Origin of the sequence: Enterocloster sp. 210928-DFI.2.20, assembly GCF_020554465.1 — a bacterium.
GTDB classification, from domain to species: Bacteria; Bacillota; Clostridia; order Lachnospirales; family Lachnospiraceae; genus Enterocloster; species Enterocloster bolteae.
In genome coordinates, this window is record NZ_JAJCHK010000001.1 from 515,718 (window position 1) to 532,716 (window position 16,999).

At 52.5% G+C, this 16,999-nt stretch carries 13 protein-coding genes; 12 read left to right on the forward strand and 1 reads right to left on the reverse strand.

Annotated features, from left to right (window positions below; genetic code table 11):
- Positions 1 to 48: 48 nt before the first annotated feature.
- Positions 49 to 2,289, reverse strand: a complete 2,241-nt coding sequence (locus LI015_RS02360) for a PTS transporter subunit IIBC (protein ID WP_227123970.1) — start codon at positions 2,287 to 2,289, stop codon at positions 49 to 51.
- Positions 2,290 to 2,650: 361 nt separating this feature from the next.
- On the opposite strand from LI015_RS02360, the gene LI015_RS02365 reads away from it, so the two are divergent.
- The 12 genes from LI015_RS02365 (at position 2,651) to LI015_RS02420 (ending at position 16,801) form a co-directional block, all read left to right on the forward strand.
- On the forward strand, positions 2,651 to 3,688 hold the full coding sequence (locus LI015_RS02365; protein ID WP_002565425.1) for a LacI family DNA-binding transcriptional regulator: 1,038 nt from the start codon (positions 2,651 to 2,653) through the stop codon (positions 3,686 to 3,688).
- A gap of 285 nt (positions 3,689 to 3,973) precedes the next feature.
- Positions 3,974 to 6,133 carry an anaerobic ribonucleoside-triphosphate reductase gene (gene nrdD / locus LI015_RS02370; protein WP_227123972.1) on the forward strand — a complete coding sequence of 720 codons (2,160 nt, stop codon included), beginning with the start codon at positions 3,974 to 3,976 and terminating at the stop codon, positions 6,131 to 6,133.
- A 1-nt stretch (position 6,134) separates the two neighbouring features.
- Positions 6,135 to 6,671 carry an anaerobic ribonucleoside-triphosphate reductase activating protein gene (gene nrdG, locus LI015_RS02375; RefSeq protein WP_227123974.1) on the forward strand — a complete coding sequence of 179 codons (537 nt, stop codon included), beginning with the start codon at positions 6,135 to 6,137 and terminating at the stop codon, positions 6,669 to 6,671.
- A 116-nt stretch (positions 6,672 to 6,787) separates the two neighbouring features.
- Positions 6,788 to 7,804 (forward strand): LacI family DNA-binding transcriptional regulator, encoded by a 1,017-nt coding sequence (locus LI015_RS02380; RefSeq protein WP_002565422.1) that lies wholly within the window; start codon positions 6,788 to 6,790, stop codon positions 7,802 to 7,804.
- A gap of 331 nt (positions 7,805 to 8,135) precedes the next feature.
- Positions 8,136 to 9,200, forward strand: a complete 1,065-nt coding sequence (locus tag LI015_RS02385) for a sugar ABC transporter substrate-binding protein (protein ID WP_002565421.1) — start codon at positions 8,136 to 8,138, stop codon at positions 9,198 to 9,200.
- 58 nt (positions 9,201 to 9,258) lie between these two features.
- Entirely contained in the window at positions 9,259 to 10,776 is a 1,518-nt protein-coding gene (locus LI015_RS02390) for a sugar ABC transporter ATP-binding protein (protein ID WP_227123976.1), read from the forward strand.
- A gap of 5 nt (positions 10,777 to 10,781) precedes the next feature.
- Positions 10,782 to 11,738 (forward strand): ABC transporter permease, encoded by a 957-nt coding sequence (locus tag LI015_RS02395; protein ID WP_002565419.1) that lies wholly within the window; start codon positions 10,782 to 10,784, stop codon positions 11,736 to 11,738.
- A 14-nt stretch (positions 11,739 to 11,752) separates the two neighbouring features.
- The gene (locus LI015_RS02400) at positions 11,753 to 12,586 is read left to right on the forward strand and encodes a transketolase (RefSeq protein ID WP_002565418.1); all 834 of its coding nucleotides are present in this window, start codon (positions 11,753 to 11,755) and stop codon (positions 12,584 to 12,586) included.
- Entirely contained in the window at positions 12,579 to 13,517 is a 939-nt protein-coding gene (locus tag LI015_RS02405; protein WP_117626710.1) for a transketolase family protein, read from the forward strand. Before LI015_RS02400 ends, LI015_RS02405 begins: the two co-directional genes overlap by 8 nt.
- A gap of 48 nt (positions 13,518 to 13,565) precedes the next feature.
- Positions 13,566 to 15,050 carry an FGGY-family carbohydrate kinase gene (locus LI015_RS02410; protein ID WP_002571874.1) on the forward strand — a complete coding sequence of 495 codons (1,485 nt, stop codon included), beginning with the start codon at positions 13,566 to 13,568 and terminating at the stop codon, positions 15,048 to 15,050.
- Between the two features lie 65 nt (positions 15,051 to 15,115).
- Positions 15,116 to 16,159, forward strand: a complete 1,044-nt coding sequence (locus LI015_RS02415; RefSeq protein WP_002565415.1) for an NAD(P)-dependent alcohol dehydrogenase — start codon at positions 15,116 to 15,118, stop codon at positions 16,157 to 16,159.
- Between the two features lie 21 nt (positions 16,160 to 16,180).
- On the forward strand, positions 16,181 to 16,801 hold the full coding sequence (locus LI015_RS02420) for a histidine phosphatase family protein (RefSeq protein WP_227123978.1): 621 nt from the start codon (positions 16,181 to 16,183) through the stop codon (positions 16,799 to 16,801).
- The last annotated feature ends 198 nt before the right edge of the window (positions 16,802 to 16,999 follow it).

Sequence of the window (16,999 nt, forward strand, 5' to 3'; positions counted from 1 at the left end):
TTTTCAGTTACAGAAGGCAGCTGCGGTGGGTGGATGGCAGCGGCCTGTTTACAGTATATCATTGATATCGGATTTGAGCACATCTGCTTTCGGTCCGTAGATGGCCTGGATGCCGCCGTCCTTTTTAATCAGACCCATGGCGCCCTCTGCCTTCCATTGGGGCAGTCCGGCAACCTTATCCACGTCCTTTACCGTGACGCGCAGACGGGTCATGCAGGCGTCCACCAGGACAATGTTATCCCTGCCGCCCAGAAGGGAGATGATGCGTCCGGCCTGGCTGTCACCGGATGATGCAAAACCGGCCCGGCCCTGGCTGTTCTCTGAGACAGAGTCGTCGGTGTAGTTGCCCAGTCTGCCCGGGGTGGCAAAATGGAACCTTCCTATCATAAAATAGGCGATTGCGTATCCTGCGGCAAAGAATACAGCCACACAGAGGATGAAGTTTACCAGGTCTCCGCCAAGTCCTGCGCGGATGGACATGGGAACACGCGTCAGGAATTCCAGGTTGCCAAAGGAATGAAGCCTGAGGTGGATGAGGCCGGCCATGGCAAAAGCGCATCCCTGCAGCACTGCGTATACCAGATACAGCGGAAGGGCGCAGAACATAAACATGAATTCCAGAGGCTCTGTGACACCTGTGAGAAATACGACCAGTACAGTGGAGATGAACATGGAGCGGTAATTGCGGCGCTTATCCGGGTCCACGCGGCGGTACATGGCCAGGGCAATGCCCAGAAGAAGGCCAGTGGCGCCAATCATCTGTCCCACCTTGAAACGGGCAGGGGTGATGGTGGCCAGCAGGTTCTGGTACCCGGCCATGTCTCCCGCGTCCTTAAGGTTGATAAGGTCTGTTGCCCAGGCCAGCCACAGCGGATCCTGACCAAAAACCTGGGAACCTGCGTTGACGCCCGTGAGGATGGTGTACGTGCCTCCGAAGGAGGTGTAATTCATGGGTATGGTCAGCATATGGTGCAGGCCGAAGGGAAGGAGAAGCCTTTCCAGGGTTCCGTAGATAAAGGGGGCCAGCACAGGCGAGGTGGAGGAGGAGTTGGCAATCCACACGCCGAAGGAGTTGATGCCGGTCTGAACCACAGGCCAGACAATGGCCAGCACCAGTGAGATGATGACGGACCAGAGGATGACTACCATGGGAACAAAGCGTTTTCCGTTAAAGAAGGCCAGGGCGTCCGGCAGCTTCCTGTAATTGTAATATTTATTGTAAATAACTCCTCCTGCAAAGCCTGATATAATGCCCACGAACACGCCCATGTTCAGCGCGGGAGCTCCCAGGACCGAGGTGAAGTATCCGTTTACCAGGATTTCCTGGCCCAGCAGGGTCCGGGTCACGGCGGCAGGGTCGTTTAAGTCGGCGCTGCTGACACCAAAGAGAGCGCCGGTAATAACATTGATGAGGATAAAGGCAATGACAGCCGCAAAAGCGCCGCCGGCCCGTTCCTTTGCCCAGGAGCCGCCGATGGCAACAGCAAACAGAATGTGCAGGTTGTTGATTACGGCCCAGCCTATGGTCTCCATGGTGCTTCCGATTGTAAGGACAGCTCCCATATCCCCGCCGGCCATCTGTATGAGCTTTCCTACGCTGATCATCAGTCCGGCTGCGGGCATGACGGCAATGACTGTCATCAGGACCTTGCCCAGCTTTTGGAGAAAGTCAAAATTGATCAGGGATTTTTTGGGCTTTCCGGCTTTCCTGTCCGCAGCGTCTGCGGGGGAAGACGTATTTGCAGCTGGGGCAGTGTCCGGATTATGGGGGGAGGCTGCATCAGCTTCTTCGGCTGCGTCCGGCGGGCAATGGTCTAAAACCGTTATCACAGTATCTGCTCCTGCCTTTACAGGACCTGTGAAGGCATTCATGGAACGGCCTTCCATTCCGCCGCAGATAAGGACAGGCGTGATGGTGTTGACCTGTTTTTCTTCAAGGGCTTTTAAGTCGGCCTTTGCCAGAAGGCTGCCGGTCTTCACCTTATCTCCGATCTTTACACAGCACTGGAAGCATTCTCCCTTTAAGGCCACGGTCTCCAGACCGAAGTGGACCATGACCTCGATGCCGTCCTCGGAACGCAGGCCATAGGCATGGAGGGTCTCTGCTATGGAAACCACCTCCCCGTCAATGGGACTGACCAGATTGCCGTCCCGGGGCAGGATAGCAACGCCGTCTCCTATGATTTTCTGTGAGAATACAGGGTCCGGCACTTCCTCCAAAGGGACCGCTGTTCCGGTTAAAGGGGAGAGAATCCTGATTCCAATACAGCCGTCAGTGTTCTTGTTCATATGTAACCTCCTGAGTTTAATTGTTGCACTGTTTGCGCAACCGCTTGCATTAAATATAGTCTGGCTGCATGAAGAATGCAATAGATATTTTCAAAATCCTGTGTTTTCTACGTTTTTGACAAAAATATCCTCAGGTATTTGTGCAATTTTTTCGGAGCGGAATGCAAAAAGGCAGGGGAAGATTGCGCAAACAGAGCGCAAACAAGTTGACAAAAATTGCATTAAACTTTACAATATAGGAAGGGCGTGTATGAACTGCGGTGATGGAACTGGTGGAAGGAGCCTGAGAGCGGATCCGGACCATAGGTTCATATATATCCCTGTGACGATGAAAATGAGACGCATATTAAGGAGGCTGTTTATGCCTGTTACAATCAAAGACGTGGCTGCCCTTGCAGGGGTGTCGCCATCCACCGTAAGCCGTACTTGCAAGGACCATCCCTCTATCAGCCGCCAGACCAAGGAAAAGGTCAGGCAGGCCATGGCGAAGCTGGGCTATGAACCGAATTTTCAGGCCAGCAGTCTGGCGACCCAGAATTCCCGCACCGTGGGAATCATTCTGCCCCCGTCGGAGTGGGAGGCTTACCAGAATCCATTCTACCTGGAGATGATACGGGGAATCAGCCAGTACTGCAACCAGAAGCAGTACATCAATACCGTGATTACGGGACAGAATGAGGATGAGATCCTCCAGGCCATAAAGACCATGGCGAGAACCGGCCTGGCAGAGGGATTTATCGTGCTCTACTCCAGGGAGCAGGACCCGGTTCTGGATTATCTCTATGAAGAGGGACTGCTGTATGTGCTCATTGGAAAAGCGTGCCGGAATGTGAACCAGACCATCTATGTGGATAACGACAATGTGCTTGCGGGCAGGGAGGCGGCGGAGTACCTGTTAAATCTGGGCCATGTAAGGATTGCCTGCCTGTCCGGGGACCATTCTCTTCTTTATAACCACGACAGGAAAATGGGGTATATGCTGGCCCTGGCAGAGCGGGGTATTCCTTTTGACGGCCAGCTGTGCGTGGAAGTGCCTTCTGTGCCGGAGGAGCAGGACCAGGCCCTGGCGGCCCTGTTCGCAAGGGAGGACAGACCCACGGCCGTACTGGTCAGCGACGACATACTGGCAGTGGCCCTGGAGAAGGCATGTATTGGTCTGGGGCTGTCCATACCGGGGGATGTGTCCATCCTGTCCTTTAACAATTCCCTTCTCGCCAGACTCACCTTTCCGCCCCTGACATCCGTGGATGTGAATGCCTGCCAGCTGGGAATCGAGGCAGCCGCCCAGATGATAAGCCATGTGGAAAATCCGGAGCTGGTGGCAACGAAAATCATTGTTCCCCACCACATGGTGGAGCGGGAGAGCTGTGCGGGAGCCGGAGGGTTCTGCGGTGATTGAGATACTGGAACAGTATAATACATCCCAGGCAGGTGACTGCCTGGGCACCTTTTTGCTGTCAGACATATCACCAGGTTCGGCCGGGATTTCAGCCAATTGTCTTATTTTTCTGAAATACATCTTATCGTATACTTCCTCTTGAAAAACACAACATTTAGTGGTAAAATCTTATACTGTTGCACAAGCAACAGATTTTTCCAGTATTCTGTGATAAGATGCCTTTAAACCGTTTACCTGAAGACAGGCAGCGAGGGAGAGCATTAGGATAAAAGGAGTGTAGTGACGATGAAGATTATTAAGAGGAATGGCGCGGAAGAGGATTTTGACAACAATAAGATCGTGGTGGCTGTGGCAAAGGCCAATACGGCTGCCGGAAAAAACAAGCTGAGTCTGGAGCAGATTAAGGACATTGCGGATTATGTGGAGTACAAGTGTGTAAAGCTTAACAGGGCTGTGTCCGTTGAGGAGATCCAGGATATGGTGGAGAACCAGATCATGTCTACAGGCGCATTTGAGCTTGCAAAGGATTATGTGAGATACCGCTATCAGCGCTCCCTTATACGCAAGGCCAATACAACGGATAACCGCATTCTGTCCCTGATTGAGTGCAATAATGAGGATGTGAAGCAGGAGAATTCCAACAAGAATCCAACGGTCAACAGTGTGCAGAGGGATTACATGGCCGGGGAGGTCAGCAAGGACCTGACCAAGAGGATGCTCCTTCCCCAGGACATCGTGGAGGCTGACAAGGAGGGCATCATCCATTTCCATGACTCCGATTATTTTGCCCAGCACATGCACAACTGCGACCTGGTGAACCTGGAGGACATGCTGCAGAACGGCACGGTTATCAGCGAGACCAGGATTGAGAAGCCCCACAGCTTTTCCACGGCCTGCAATATCGCCACTCAGATTATCGCCCAGGTAGCCAGCAACCAGTATGGCGGGCAGAGCATCAGCCTGGCCCATCTGGCTCCCTTTGTGGACGTATCCAGAAAGAAAATATACGCGGAGGTCCAGGAGGAGGTTAAGACCTTTGGCTGCATGCCTTCCGAGGAAGCCATACACGAAGTGGTGGAAAACAGGCTCCGCAAGGAGGTTACCAAGGGTGTCCAGACCATCCAGTATCAGGTCATCACGCTGATGACCACCAACGGACAGGCCCCCTTCCTGACCGTGTTCATGTACTTGAATGAGGCTAAGAACGAGCGGGAGAAAAAGGACCTGGCCATGATTATCGAGGAGACTCTGAAGCAGCGCTACCAGGGGGTGAAGAATGAGTCGGGCGTGTGGATTACTCCGGCATTTCCCAAGCTGATTTATGTGCTGGAGGAGGACAATGTCAACGAGGGAACCGAGTATTATTACCTGACAGAGATGGCTGCCAAATGTACGGCCAAGCGCCTTGTTCCCGACTATATTTCCGAGAAGAAGATGATGGAATTTAAGGAAGGAAACTGCTTCCCTGTCATGGGATGCCGCAGCGCCTTAAGCCCCTGGAAGGATGAAAATGGAAATTATAAATTCTACGGCCGTTTCAACCAGGGAGTGGTGACCATTAACCTGGTGGATGTGGCCCTGTCCTCCGGCGGAGACATGAAGGCTTTCTGGAAGATTTTTGACGAGAGGCTGGATCTTTGCTACCGGGCACTGATGTGCCGCCACAACCGTCTGAGAGGCACGCTGTCCGATGCGGCGCCCATTCTCTGGCAGAACGGCGCCCTGGCAAGGCTTAAGAAGGGCGAAACCATTGACAGGCTCCTTTACGGAGGCTATTCCACCATTTCTCTGGGATATGCGGGACTCTATGAGTGCGTGAAGTACATGACCGGAAAGTCCCATACCGACCAGGAGACTACTCCCTTTGCCCTGGAGGTCATGGAGTACATGAATAAGGCCTGCAACCGCTGGAAGGATGAGACTAACATCGGGTTCAGCATCTATGGATCGCCCATAGAGAGCACTACCTATAAGTTTGCCAAATGCCTCCAGAAGCGTTTCGGCATCATAGAGGGCGTGACGGACAGAAGCTATATCACCAACAGCTATCACGTAAATGTTTCCGAGGAAATAGATGCCTTCTCAAAGCTGAAATTTGAGTCGCAGTTCCAGGCTCTTTCCACAGGCGGAGCCATCAGCTACGTGGAGGTACCCAACATGCAGAACAATATTCCGGCCGTGCTGGGGATCATACGGTATATCTACGACAATATCATGTACGCAGAGTTAAATACCAAGAGCGATTTCTGCCAGGAGTGCGGATTTGACGGCGAGATTCAGATCGTGACGGATGAGAGCGGCAAGCTGGTGTGGGAATGCCCCAAGTGCGGCAACCGGGACGAGAACAAGCTGAATGTGGCCAGGAGAACCTGCGGCTACATCGGAACTCAGTTCTGGAACCAGGGCAGGACCCAGGAAATCAAGGAAAGGGTGCTCCATTTATAAGATGAATTACGGTACAATCAAGAAGAACGATATTGCCAACGGCGTAGGCGTGAGGGTATCCCTGTTTGTGTCAGGGTGTACCCACCACTGTCCGGGCTGTTTTAACGAAGAGGCGTGGGATTTCGGCTTCGGGAAACCCTTTACAGGGGAGACGGAGGAGGAAATCCTGGACGCCCTTGCGCCGGATTATATAGAGGGCCTCACCCTTCTGGGGGGAGAGCCCTTTGAGCCGGAGAACCAGAAGGCGCTGGTGCCTTTTTTGGAAAAGGTGAGAGAGCGCTATCCGCAGAAGAACCTGTGGTGCTATACGGGATATACCCTGGAACAGGACCTTCTGAGGGACAGCCGGGCCAGGTGCGGCTATACGGACCGGATGCTGTCCATGATTGACGTGCTGGTGGACGGGCGGTTTATGGAGGCCCTTAAGGATATCAGCCTCCCCTTCCGGGGATCGTCCAACCAGCGCATTCTGAATCTTAGGGCCACCCTTGAGAGCGGGAGCGCGAAGCTGCTGGAGATGGGCAGCGGAAGAATTTAGCGCTGTTGCGGATATGTCCGGAGATGCGTGGACATATCCGGAATGCCTTTTGGTATTGCAATTTAGTTAATAATTTAGTAAAATCAACTTAATTGTATGGCAAAGGGGGTCTGCAAATGGCGCTGAGAGCAAAAGATATAGCGGAAATGCTGGGGGTGTCCACGGCTACGGTTTCTCTGGTATTAAACAACAAACCAGGGGTGGGTGAGAAACGCCGTCAGGAAATCATTCAGAAAATAAAAGAAATGGACTGCGGATACATGCTGAAGGAACAGAGAATCAATAATGGTTCCATTGGGTTCGTGGTCTATAAACGTGAGGGGAGCATCGTGGATGAGTCCCCTTTTTTCACATATATCCTGGAGGGAATCAATAACCGTATCAACCATTATGGATATACCCTTAACTTCCTCTACATCAATAAAACCATGCCCAGGACGGAGCAGGAACACCAGATTAAATCAGGCGGATATAAAGGCCTCATCATCTTTGCGGTGGAAATGTATTATGACGACCTCCAGTTGTTCAAGGAATCCCAGATTCCATTTGCCATCCTGGACAACTCATTTCAGGAAAACGATGTGGATGCGGTGTCCATCAACAATGTACAGGGTACCAGCAAGGCGGTGTCCTATCTGTGCGGCATGGGGCACCGGGAGATTGGATATATCCGCAGCAAGGTCAGGATCAACAGCTTTGACGAGCGGTATAATGCCTTCAAGCACAAGCTCAGGAGCCTGGGAGGCATTTTCAACAAGGAGTATGTGGTTGACGTGGGGTATTCCGAGGAGGATGTGAAGCGGGACGTGAAGAAATACCTGGAGGGCCGCAAACGCCTTCCCACGGCTTTCTTTGCGGAAAATGACCTGATTGGATGCAGCGCAATCAGGGCCATGCAGGAATGCGGATACCGGATACCGGAGGATATTTCCGTGGTGGGGTTTGACAACCGGCCCATCAGTACCCTGGTGGAGCCTCAGCTGACCACGATTAACGTGCCAAAGGATATATTTGGACCGGCTGCCGTGGATCTGCTGATTTCCCGCCTGGACCAGGGGAGAGAACAGTCCCTGAAGGTGGAGATAGGAACCAGCCTGGTGAAACGCGGAAGTGTGAAAAAAATAACGGATTAAACCAAATCAAAAACAGAAGATATGCAGAAGCATGTACGGCATTTAATGCTGTATATGCTCTTTTTTTGTCTTTAACCCTTGTGAACTTAATTATATTAAGTAAATATCGTTAAAAATTTATTTTTGATTTAACTAAATTAATTAAAATTTAGTGAAAAACTATTGACACCAAAGGTATAACCTGCTATATTACGTGTAACAAGCACAAGGAAACCCATTAACAAAGAGAATAAATGGTTATAATGCACAAAACAATAACTTAATTAAATTTAGTTAAATCACAGGGCATATGTGTAGAAACCATTTTTCTCACATCAAAAGGAGGAACACAATGAAGAAAAGAGTAGTAAGCATCCTGTTAACCGGTCTGGCGGTCCTGAGTCTGGCAGCCTGTACGTCCAATGGATTGGAAGCGGCATCCGCCACCAATGACAATGCCAAGGAGGCGGAAGCGGGAACTGAGAAAAAAGAGGGCATCAGCGTTTACTGGGTGGGAAAGACATTGAACAATCCCTGGTGGATTTCCGTATCTGATTTTGCGCAGCAGACAGCAGATAATCTGGGCGTGGATCTGACCATTGCCATTCCTCAGGAGGAAGTGGACCTGGAGAAGCAGGTATCCATGATTGAGGCTGCCATTGAGAAGAAGGCAGACGCCATTGTGGTCTCGGCGGCCAGCTCGGACGGCGTGATTCCGGCCATCAAGAAGGCCAGGGAAGCAGGAATAAAAATAGTGAACTTTGATACGCGAATCAGCGATACAAGCGTGATTGACGCTTTTGTGGGCGGCGACGATGTGGCCGGAGCCTACAAGGCAGGTAAGTACATATGCGAGCAGCTGGGCGGGGAAGGCGAGGTTGCTATCATCACAGGACTGATGGAACAGTCCACAGGCGTTGACCGTCATGCCGGATTCATGCAGGCCTGTGCGGAATATCCGGGAATCAAGGTGGTTGCGGAACAGGGAGCCGAGTGGTCCAGCGATAAGGCAGCTGACGTGACTACCAACATCCTGACAGCGAATCCCAACGTAAAAGCCATATTTGCCTGCAACGACCAGATGGCAGTGGGCATGGTCAATGCGGCCAAGGCAGCGGGCAAGAAGGCAGATGACCTGATTCTGGTGGGATATGACGGAATTCTGGATGCGGTGAACATGACCATGGACGGTGATCTGGATGCGTTTGTGTCACTTCCTAACCTGGATGAAGGCGCCATGGGCGTGAAACTGGCAACGGCTCTGGTTATGAACAGTGATTACCACTACGACAGGGAAATTCTTTATGACTGCACCCTGGTTACAGGCGAGTTTGTGGACGGGCTGACAGACCAGACCATTTATGAGTACGCCGCAGAGCGGTTCCCGCTCAGAGGTCTTACCGAAAAGGGATATTAAAATCAGGGAACTGCCAGGAAGAACAGCCCCGGGAACGGGCGGATTGGAGAAGTAAAATATGGAACATTCCAAACCTATATTGGAGTTTAAGCATATTGTGAAGGAATTTCCGGGCGTCAGGGCCCTGGACGATGTTTCCATGGACTTCTATGAGGGCGAGGTAGTCGCCCTCATGGGGGAAAACGGCGCGGGCAAGTCCACGCTGATGAAAATTTTAAGCGGTGCCTATACGCGGGATGGAGGGGACATCGTCCTGGACGGACGTCCCCTTCCCAAACAGTATTCCACTCTGGAGGCCAGGGGATTCGGTGTGGCTATCATCTACCAGGAATTAAGCCTTATGTCAGAGATGAATGTCATGGAAAATGTATATGTGTCCCATGAGCCCAGGAAGGTGGGAAACCTCATTGATTTCAGGAAAATGTACGCGGATACAAAGGAACAGCTGGCGAAGCTGAATGCGGGACACATTGACCCCAGGGGCCGGGTAGGAGATTTGTCCCTGCCGGAAAAGCAGATGGTGGAGATAGCCAAGGCCCTGGCCGTGGACTGCAAGGTGCTCATTATGGATGAACCCACCACCTCCCTGACCCATGAGGAATCAGAACAGCTCTTTGAAATTATCGGGACCTTAAAGGCCAGAGGAATCACCACCATATACATATCCCACCGTCTGGATGAGATATTCAGGATATGCGACAGGGCAATCGTCATGAGAGACGGAAAACTGGTGGGCTCATCCGATGTCAGGACCAGCACGCCGGACGATGTCATTATGATGATGAGCGGAAAGGTGCTTAGCCAGCCAATGGGAGGCGGGCGTACCAGACGGGACAAGGCAAAAAGCATTCCTCTTCTGGAGCTGGAGCATATTACGGACGGCGGATTCATCCAGGATTTGAACCTGACTGTATACCAGGGGGAGGTGCTGGGAATCGGGGGACTGGTAGGTTCCAAGCGGACAGAACTGGCCCGGATGGTATGCGGCGCGGACCTTTTAAAGGGCGGCGTTATAAAGGTTTCCGGAAAGGCCAGGCGGATTACGAATACCAGACAGGCCATTGATGCGGGGCTGGGATACCTGAGTGAGAACCGCAAGGAGGACGGACTGTCCCTGGGGCTGAAGATCGAGGAAAATACCATTCACTGTGACATGACGGCGGTCAGCAGACGCGGGTTCATGAACTGGAAAAGGGTCCGGGAGGTATCGGACAATTACATAAAAATGCTGAAAACCAAAGGCACATCCGCCACCCAGGTGGTAAATCTAAGCGGGGGAAACCAGCAGAAGGTGGCCATTGCCAAGTGGCTCCACGCAGGCTGCAACCTTCTCATCTTCGATGAGCCCACAAGGGGCATCGACGTGGCCGCAAAGGCCGAGATACACCAGTTAATCAGGAATTTTGCGGCGCAGGAGGGAAAGGCAGCCATCGTCATTTCCTCGGAGGTCAACGAGCTGGTATCGGTCAGCGACCGTATTATCGTTATGTCCAAAGGCCAGATAACCGGTGAATTGGAAGCGGAAGAGATAGAACAGAACAATGTGCTCAGGCACATTACGACGAAGGGAAGGTAAGTGCAGTGGATAAAGCTAAGAATATTTCATTGAAAAAACTTTTAACAGGAAGCCTGGGAACCGTTCTGGGGCTTGTCATCCTGGTAGTGGTGTTTACCGCTCTCAGCAACATATTTCTCACCCCCAGCAATATCAGGAACATCCTGATTCAGAGCGGTACCAATGCCATCATAGCAGTGGGTATGACCTATGTCATCATTTCCGGAAACATTGATATTTCCGTGGGCGCGTCCCTGGCATTGTCCTCCTGTGTGGGCGCTACCCTTATGGTGGGAACCGGCAATGTGGGACTGGGCGTGGCGGCTGTGCTGCTGACCGGTATCCTGCTGGGACTGTTTAACGGAAGCCTGGTGGCTTATCTGGGCTTTCCGCCCTTCATCGTGACGCTTTCCACCATGTGGCTGTTTCGGGGAATGGCATACCTGTATACGGGAGGCCAGGCAGTGGTGGGGCTGCCCCAGGGAATGACCAGCTTTGCCATGGGAAGTATACTTTACATACCAAATATCGTCTGGCTCATCGCCATTGTCTATATTATAGGGCATGTGGCCCTGCAAAAGACCACGGCAGGGCGCAAGGTCTGCGCGGTGGGTGATAATTCAGAGTCGGCAAGGCTTTCCGGCATCAATGTAAAAAGGGTCACACTGGCTGCCTTTGTGCTGTCTGGATTCTGTGCGGCGCTCAGCGGCATCGTGTATATGGGGCGTCTGAATTCAGGCCAGCCCATCGCAGGCCAGTCCTATGAGATGTACGCAATCGCTGCTGCCGTCATAGGCGGAGCCAGCCTCACAAAGGGCGGTATCGGAAGCATGGTGGGTACCCTGATTGGAGCCATCTTTATCTCCGTACTCCAGAATGGGCTTACCATCCTGAATGTAAACACATACTGGCAGCAGGTGTGCATGGGCGTGGTCCTTCTGCTGGCAGTGGGTCTTGACCGGTTCAGGAAGTCGGTAAAGTAGAGAAGGAGGAAAAAATGAACGAACTTAAGGTCCTTTCGTATGACTTGAGAAAACATGTGGTGGATATGATTATCGCGGGAAAGGGCGGGCATATCGGGGGCGACATGAGCGTCATGGAGATTCTGGTGGAGCTGTATATGAAACAGATGAATATAAGCCCTGAAAATAAAGAGCTGGACAACCGTGACCGCTTTGTGCTCAGCAAAGGCCATTCCGTGGAAAGCTATTATGCGGTATTGGCGAAAAAGGGATTCTTTCCCATGGAGGAGGTCATTTCCACTTTCAGCCAATTCGGCTCAAAATTCATCGGTCATCCCAACAACAAGCTTCCGGGAATCGAGATGAATTCCGGTTCCCTGGGCCACGGTCTTCCGGTCTGTGTGGGAATGGCCATGGCGGGAAAGATGGACCGGAAAGACTACCGTGTCTATGTGGTCATGGGGGACGGGGAGCTGGCAGAGGGCTCTGTGTGGGAAGGCGCTATGGCAGCCAGCCATTACTGCCTGGATAACCTGTGCGCCGTGGTGGACAGGAACCGGCTGCAGATTTCCGGGTGTACGGAGGATGTCATGGGCCACGATGACCTGCATGAGCGTTTCCGAAGCTTTGGATGGCATGTGATTGACGTGGCGGACGGAAATGACATAGACCAGCTGGACGCAGCCTTCGAGGAAGCCAAGACAGTGAAAGGAAAACCCACCGTACTTATCGCCAATACAGTAAAGGGGTGCGGCTCTCCCGTGATGGAGAATAAGGCTGCATGGCATCACAAGGTTCCCACAGCCCAGGAATACAGTGAAATCATCCGGGATTTTGAAAAAAGAAAGGAGGCCCTGCTTCATGAATAAAATACCCAACAGGAAGGCCATCTGTGACACGCTGATGGAGGCTGCAAAGGAGGATAAAGATATTGTGGTGCTGTGCAGTGATTCCAGGGGTTCCGCATCCCTGACTCCTTTTGCGGATGCCTGCCCGGACCAGTTTGTGGAAATGGGCATTGCTGAACAAAATCTGGTCAGCGTGTCGGCAGGACTGGCAAAATGCGGTAAAAAACCCTTTGCGGCTTCCCCGGCCTGCTTTCTCAGCACCAGAAGCTATGAACAGATTAAGGTGGATGCAGCGTATTCCAATACCAATGTAAAACTCATCGGCATCAGCGGGGGCGTCAGCTACGGAGCGCTGGGCATGAGCCACCATTCGGCCCAGGACATAGCGGCCCTGTCCGCCATACCTAATATGAGGGTTTATCTTCCAAGCGACCGTTTCCAGACAGCCTGCCTGGTGAAGGAGCTGTTAAAGGACGATAAGCCTGCCTATATCCGTGTGGGCAGGAACGCGGTGGAGGATATCTATGAGGAGGGAAATGTACCCTTTTCCATGGATAAGGCCACGGTCCTTTCCCAGGGCGGAGATGTGGCAATCATTGCCTGCGGGGAGATGGTAAAGCCTGCGCTGGATGCAGGGCGTCTGCTTGGGGAATCAGGAATCAGCGCAGGTGTGGTGGATATGTACTGTGTGAAGCCTCTGGATGAGGAGGCGGTCCGAAAGGCAGCCGGAGCAGCCAGGCTGGTGGTGACTGTGGAGGAACACGCGCCCTTTGGCGGGCTGGGCTCCAGGGTGAGCCAGGTGGTATCTGCCTGTTGTCCAAGGATGGTGGTGAACTTAAGCCTTCCGGATGAACCTGTCATTACGGGCACATCGGCAGAGGTGTTTGAATACTACGGTCTGACCGGGCAGGGAATTGCCCGAAGGGTACAGGAACTTCTGAGGCAGCTCTAATCTGAGACAGCTCTAATCTGAGACAGCTCTAAAAGGAAGGGAGAAGCAATGGAAAAGCAGTATCTTTTATCGGTTGACCAGAGCACCCAGGGAACCAAGGCCCTGCTGTTTGACCAGGAGGGAAACCTGATATGCAGGGGAGACCGGCCCCACCGGCAGATTATAAACGATGCAGGGTGGGTATCCCATGATTTAAATGAAATCTACTCCAACACCCTTAAGGTGGTGAGGGATGTGATTGAAAAGGCGGGGATTCGCAGAGAACAGGTGGCGGGGCTGGGAATCAGCAACCAGAGGGAGACGTCGGCTGTCTGGGACAGGACAGACGGCCATCCGCTGGCAGATGCCATTGTGTGGCAGTGTTCCAGGGCAAAGGATATCTGTGCGCGGGTGGAGGAGTCCGGCAAGGCGGAATGGGTGCGCCGTACAACAGGAATCAATCTGTCTCCCTACTTTCCGGCATCAAAACTGGCGTGGTTCATGGAGAACGTAAAGGAGGCGCCGCAAAAAGCGTCCGAGGGAACTCTTTGCCTGGGAACCATAGACAGCTACCTGGTCTACCGGCTGACCGGAGGAGCATCCTTTAAAACAGATTATTCCAATGCCTCCAGGACTCAGCTGTTCAACATACACAGCCTGGAATGGGATGAGGGGCTGTGCAGTCTGTTTGGGATTCCTGCAAATGCCCTGGCCCAGGTGTGCGATTCCAATGCATGGTTTGGGGATACGGATTTAGAGGGTTACCTGGACAATCCCATACCTATCCACGGCGTGCTGGGGGATTCCCACGGAGCCCTGTTTGGCCAGGGCTGCCTGGAAAAGGGGATGATTAAGACTACATACGGCACGGGCTCTTCCATTATGATGAACATTGGAGAAAAGCCGGTCATAAGTACCCACGGTGTGGTAACCTCCCTGGCCTGGGGCATGGACGGCAGGGTGAATTATGTACTGGAGGGAAATATCAATTATACAGGAGCGGTCATTACCTGGCTGAAGGATGATTTGAAGCTGATTGCGTCTGCCTCTGATACAGAAGGTCTTGCCAGACAGGCCAATGAGGATGATACCACCTATCTGGTGCCTGCTTTTACAGGCATCGGAGCGCCTTACTGGGACAGCGAGGCCAGGGCAGCCATTGTTGGCATTACCCGCAAGACCAGAACGCCGGAGCTGGTGAAGGCCGGACTGGAGTGTATTGCCTATCAGATTGCGGATGTGGTGGAGGCCATGAGCCAGGATGCGGGAGTCAGGATTGAAGAGCTCCGGGTGGACGGAGGCCCCACCAGGAACCGGTATCTGATGCAGTTTCAGAGCGATATTCTTGATATCCGGGTTCTTGTGCCGGATGCGGAGGAGCTGTCTGGTATCGGAGCAGCCTATGCGGCCGGGCTGGCCCTGGGATTCTTTGACAGAAGCATATTCGGAAAGATGAAGCGGAGCGTGTTTGAACCCGCCATGGACCAGGATGCCAGACGTCAAAAGCAGGATGGATGGAGGGCTGCGGTAGGTACCGTGCTGACCAGATCGTAACAGGAGTACTTAATATTTAAGGATATAGGAAACCGTTGGATTATAAATGAAAGAAGGGCTTTGATATGGAAGGAACAATGAAAGTAGCGGTTATGACAGGAAAAAAGAAAATGGAGTGGTGTGAGAGGGAGATTCCACAGCCAGGTCCGGGAGAACTGCAGATTAAACTGGAGTATGTAGGCGTGTGCGGTTCCGACCTGCACTTTTATTCAGAGGGACGCCTGGCCAACTGGGTGCCGGACGGTCCCCTGGTGCTGGGACATGAGCCTGGCGGAGTAGTAAGCGCAATCGGAGAGGGCGTGACCGGATTTGAGATTGGGGACAGGGTGGCCCTGGAGCCGGGAGTTCCCTGCGGTCATTGTGAGGACTGCCTTAAGGGACATTATAACCTCTGCAGGTCTGTGCGGTTTATGGCTATTCCCGGCGAGAAGGACGGGGTATTTTCAGAGTACTGTACCCATGCAGCCAGCATGACCTTCAAGCTTCCGGACAATGTCTCCACCATGGAGGGCGGTCTCATGGAACCGCTGGCCGTGGGTATGCACGCTTGTGAGCTGTCCAATGCAAAGCTGGGAGAGACGGCAGTGGTGCTGGGAGCTGGGTGTATCGGCCTCGTTACCCTTATGTCCTTAAAGGCACGGGGAGTCAGCGAGATATATGTGGCGGATGTGCTGGATAAGCGTCTGGAGAAGGCCAGGGAACTGGGGGCTACCAGGGTATTTAACAGCAGAAATGAGAATATAGAGGAGTTTGTGAAAACGCTTCCGGGAGGCGGCGTGGACCAGGTCTATGAGTGCGCCGGAAACCGTATCACCACCCTTCAGACATGCCGTCTGATTAAGAGGGCCGGAAAGATTACCCTTGTGGGCGTTTCGCCTGAGCCGGTACTGGAGCTGGATATAGCCACGCTGAATGCCATGGAGGGAACCATTTACTCTGTATACCGTTACCGCAACCTGTATCCGTCCGCTATCAGTGCTGTCAGCAAGGGACTTATACCGCTTAAGAAGATTGTATCCCATACCTTTGATTTTAAGGATGTCATAGAGGGAGTGGATTACAGCCTGAACCACAAGGATGAGGTGATCAAGGCGGTTATCAGGATGTAATGAACCAGGCAGGAGGAGAGGTTGAAGGTTTATCTGGTTAGACATGGAGAGACGGAGTGGAACCGCAGGGGGAAGATACAGGGCCAGGCCGATATTCCCCTCAATGAGAAGGGGGAGGACCTGGCCTTCCTCACCGGACAGAAAATGAAAGATATCCCATTTAAACGGATCTATACCAGTCCATTGTCCCGTGCCAGGCGCACGGCAGAACTCATAAGCGGACAGCGCGGACTTCCCCTGATGGAGGATTCCAGGCTTTTGGAAATCAGCTATGGAAACAGGGAGGGCCAGCTGCTGGCATTGATTCACAGACTGCCGTTTTTACGGCTTCACCGTTATTTTTCCCATCCCTCCGCCTACGTACCCCCTAAGGGCGGGGAGACCTATGATGATTTGAGAAAGCGCTGCCGGGAGTTTCTGGAGCAGGAGCTTAAACCTCTGGAGGAACAGATGGACCATGTGCTGGTCTGCGGACACGGCGCCCTGATACGGGAAATGGTGTGCATCATAGACGGGATTGCCCCGGATGCGTTCTGGAAGGGGCCGGTTCAGAAAAACTGTGCAGTCACGGTTCTTTCCCTGGAACAAGGGGTGTTTCAGGTAATGGAGGAAGGGACTGTTTATTATAATGATGATATATGAGGCCATACATTTATGAAATAATATATAATGAAGTAATAAATGAAGCAGCGTATGCGAAACAGGATGTTTCCGCCGGGCATGATTCCCTGGAGGAAACATCTTTTTTGTCCCTGAAGTCCGGTTCCTCTTTCATCCAATCCGTGCCGGCGGGTCATTGACGGAGGGTGGGGATGATGATAAAATACATATAATACATTA

Excerpts from the sequence above, each read along its gene's own strand:
- LI015_RS02360 (WP_227123970.1), bottom strand. The coding sequence starts at position 2,289 with ATGAACAAGAACACTGACGGCTGTATTGGAATCAGGATTCTCTCCCCT.
- LI015_RS02365 (WP_002565425.1), top strand. The coding sequence starts at position 2,651 with ATGCCTGTTACAATCAAAGACGTGGCTGCCCTTGCAGGGGTGTCGCCA.
- nrdD (WP_227123972.1), top strand. The coding sequence starts at position 3,974 with ATGAAGATTATTAAGAGGAATGGCGCGGAAGAGGATTTTGACAACAAT.
- nrdG (WP_227123974.1), top strand. The coding sequence starts at position 6,135 with ATGAATTACGGTACAATCAAGAAGAACGATATTGCCAACGGCGTAGGC.
- LI015_RS02380 (WP_002565422.1), top strand. The coding sequence starts at position 6,788 with ATGGCGCTGAGAGCAAAAGATATAGCGGAAATGCTGGGGGTGTCCACG.
- LI015_RS02385 (WP_002565421.1), top strand. The coding sequence starts at position 8,136 with ATGAAGAAAAGAGTAGTAAGCATCCTGTTAACCGGTCTGGCGGTCCTG.
- LI015_RS02390 (WP_227123976.1), top strand. The coding sequence starts at position 9,259 with ATGGAACATTCCAAACCTATATTGGAGTTTAAGCATATTGTGAAGGAA.
- LI015_RS02400 (WP_002565418.1), top strand. The coding sequence starts at position 11,753 with ATGAACGAACTTAAGGTCCTTTCGTATGACTTGAGAAAACATGTGGTG.
- LI015_RS02405 (WP_117626710.1), top strand. The coding sequence starts at position 12,579 with ATGAATAAAATACCCAACAGGAAGGCCATCTGTGACACGCTGATGGAG.
- LI015_RS02410 (WP_002571874.1), top strand. The coding sequence starts at position 13,566 with ATGGAAAAGCAGTATCTTTTATCGGTTGACCAGAGCACCCAGGGAACC.
- LI015_RS02415 (WP_002565415.1), top strand. The coding sequence starts at position 15,116 with ATGGAAGGAACAATGAAAGTAGCGGTTATGACAGGAAAAAAGAAAATG.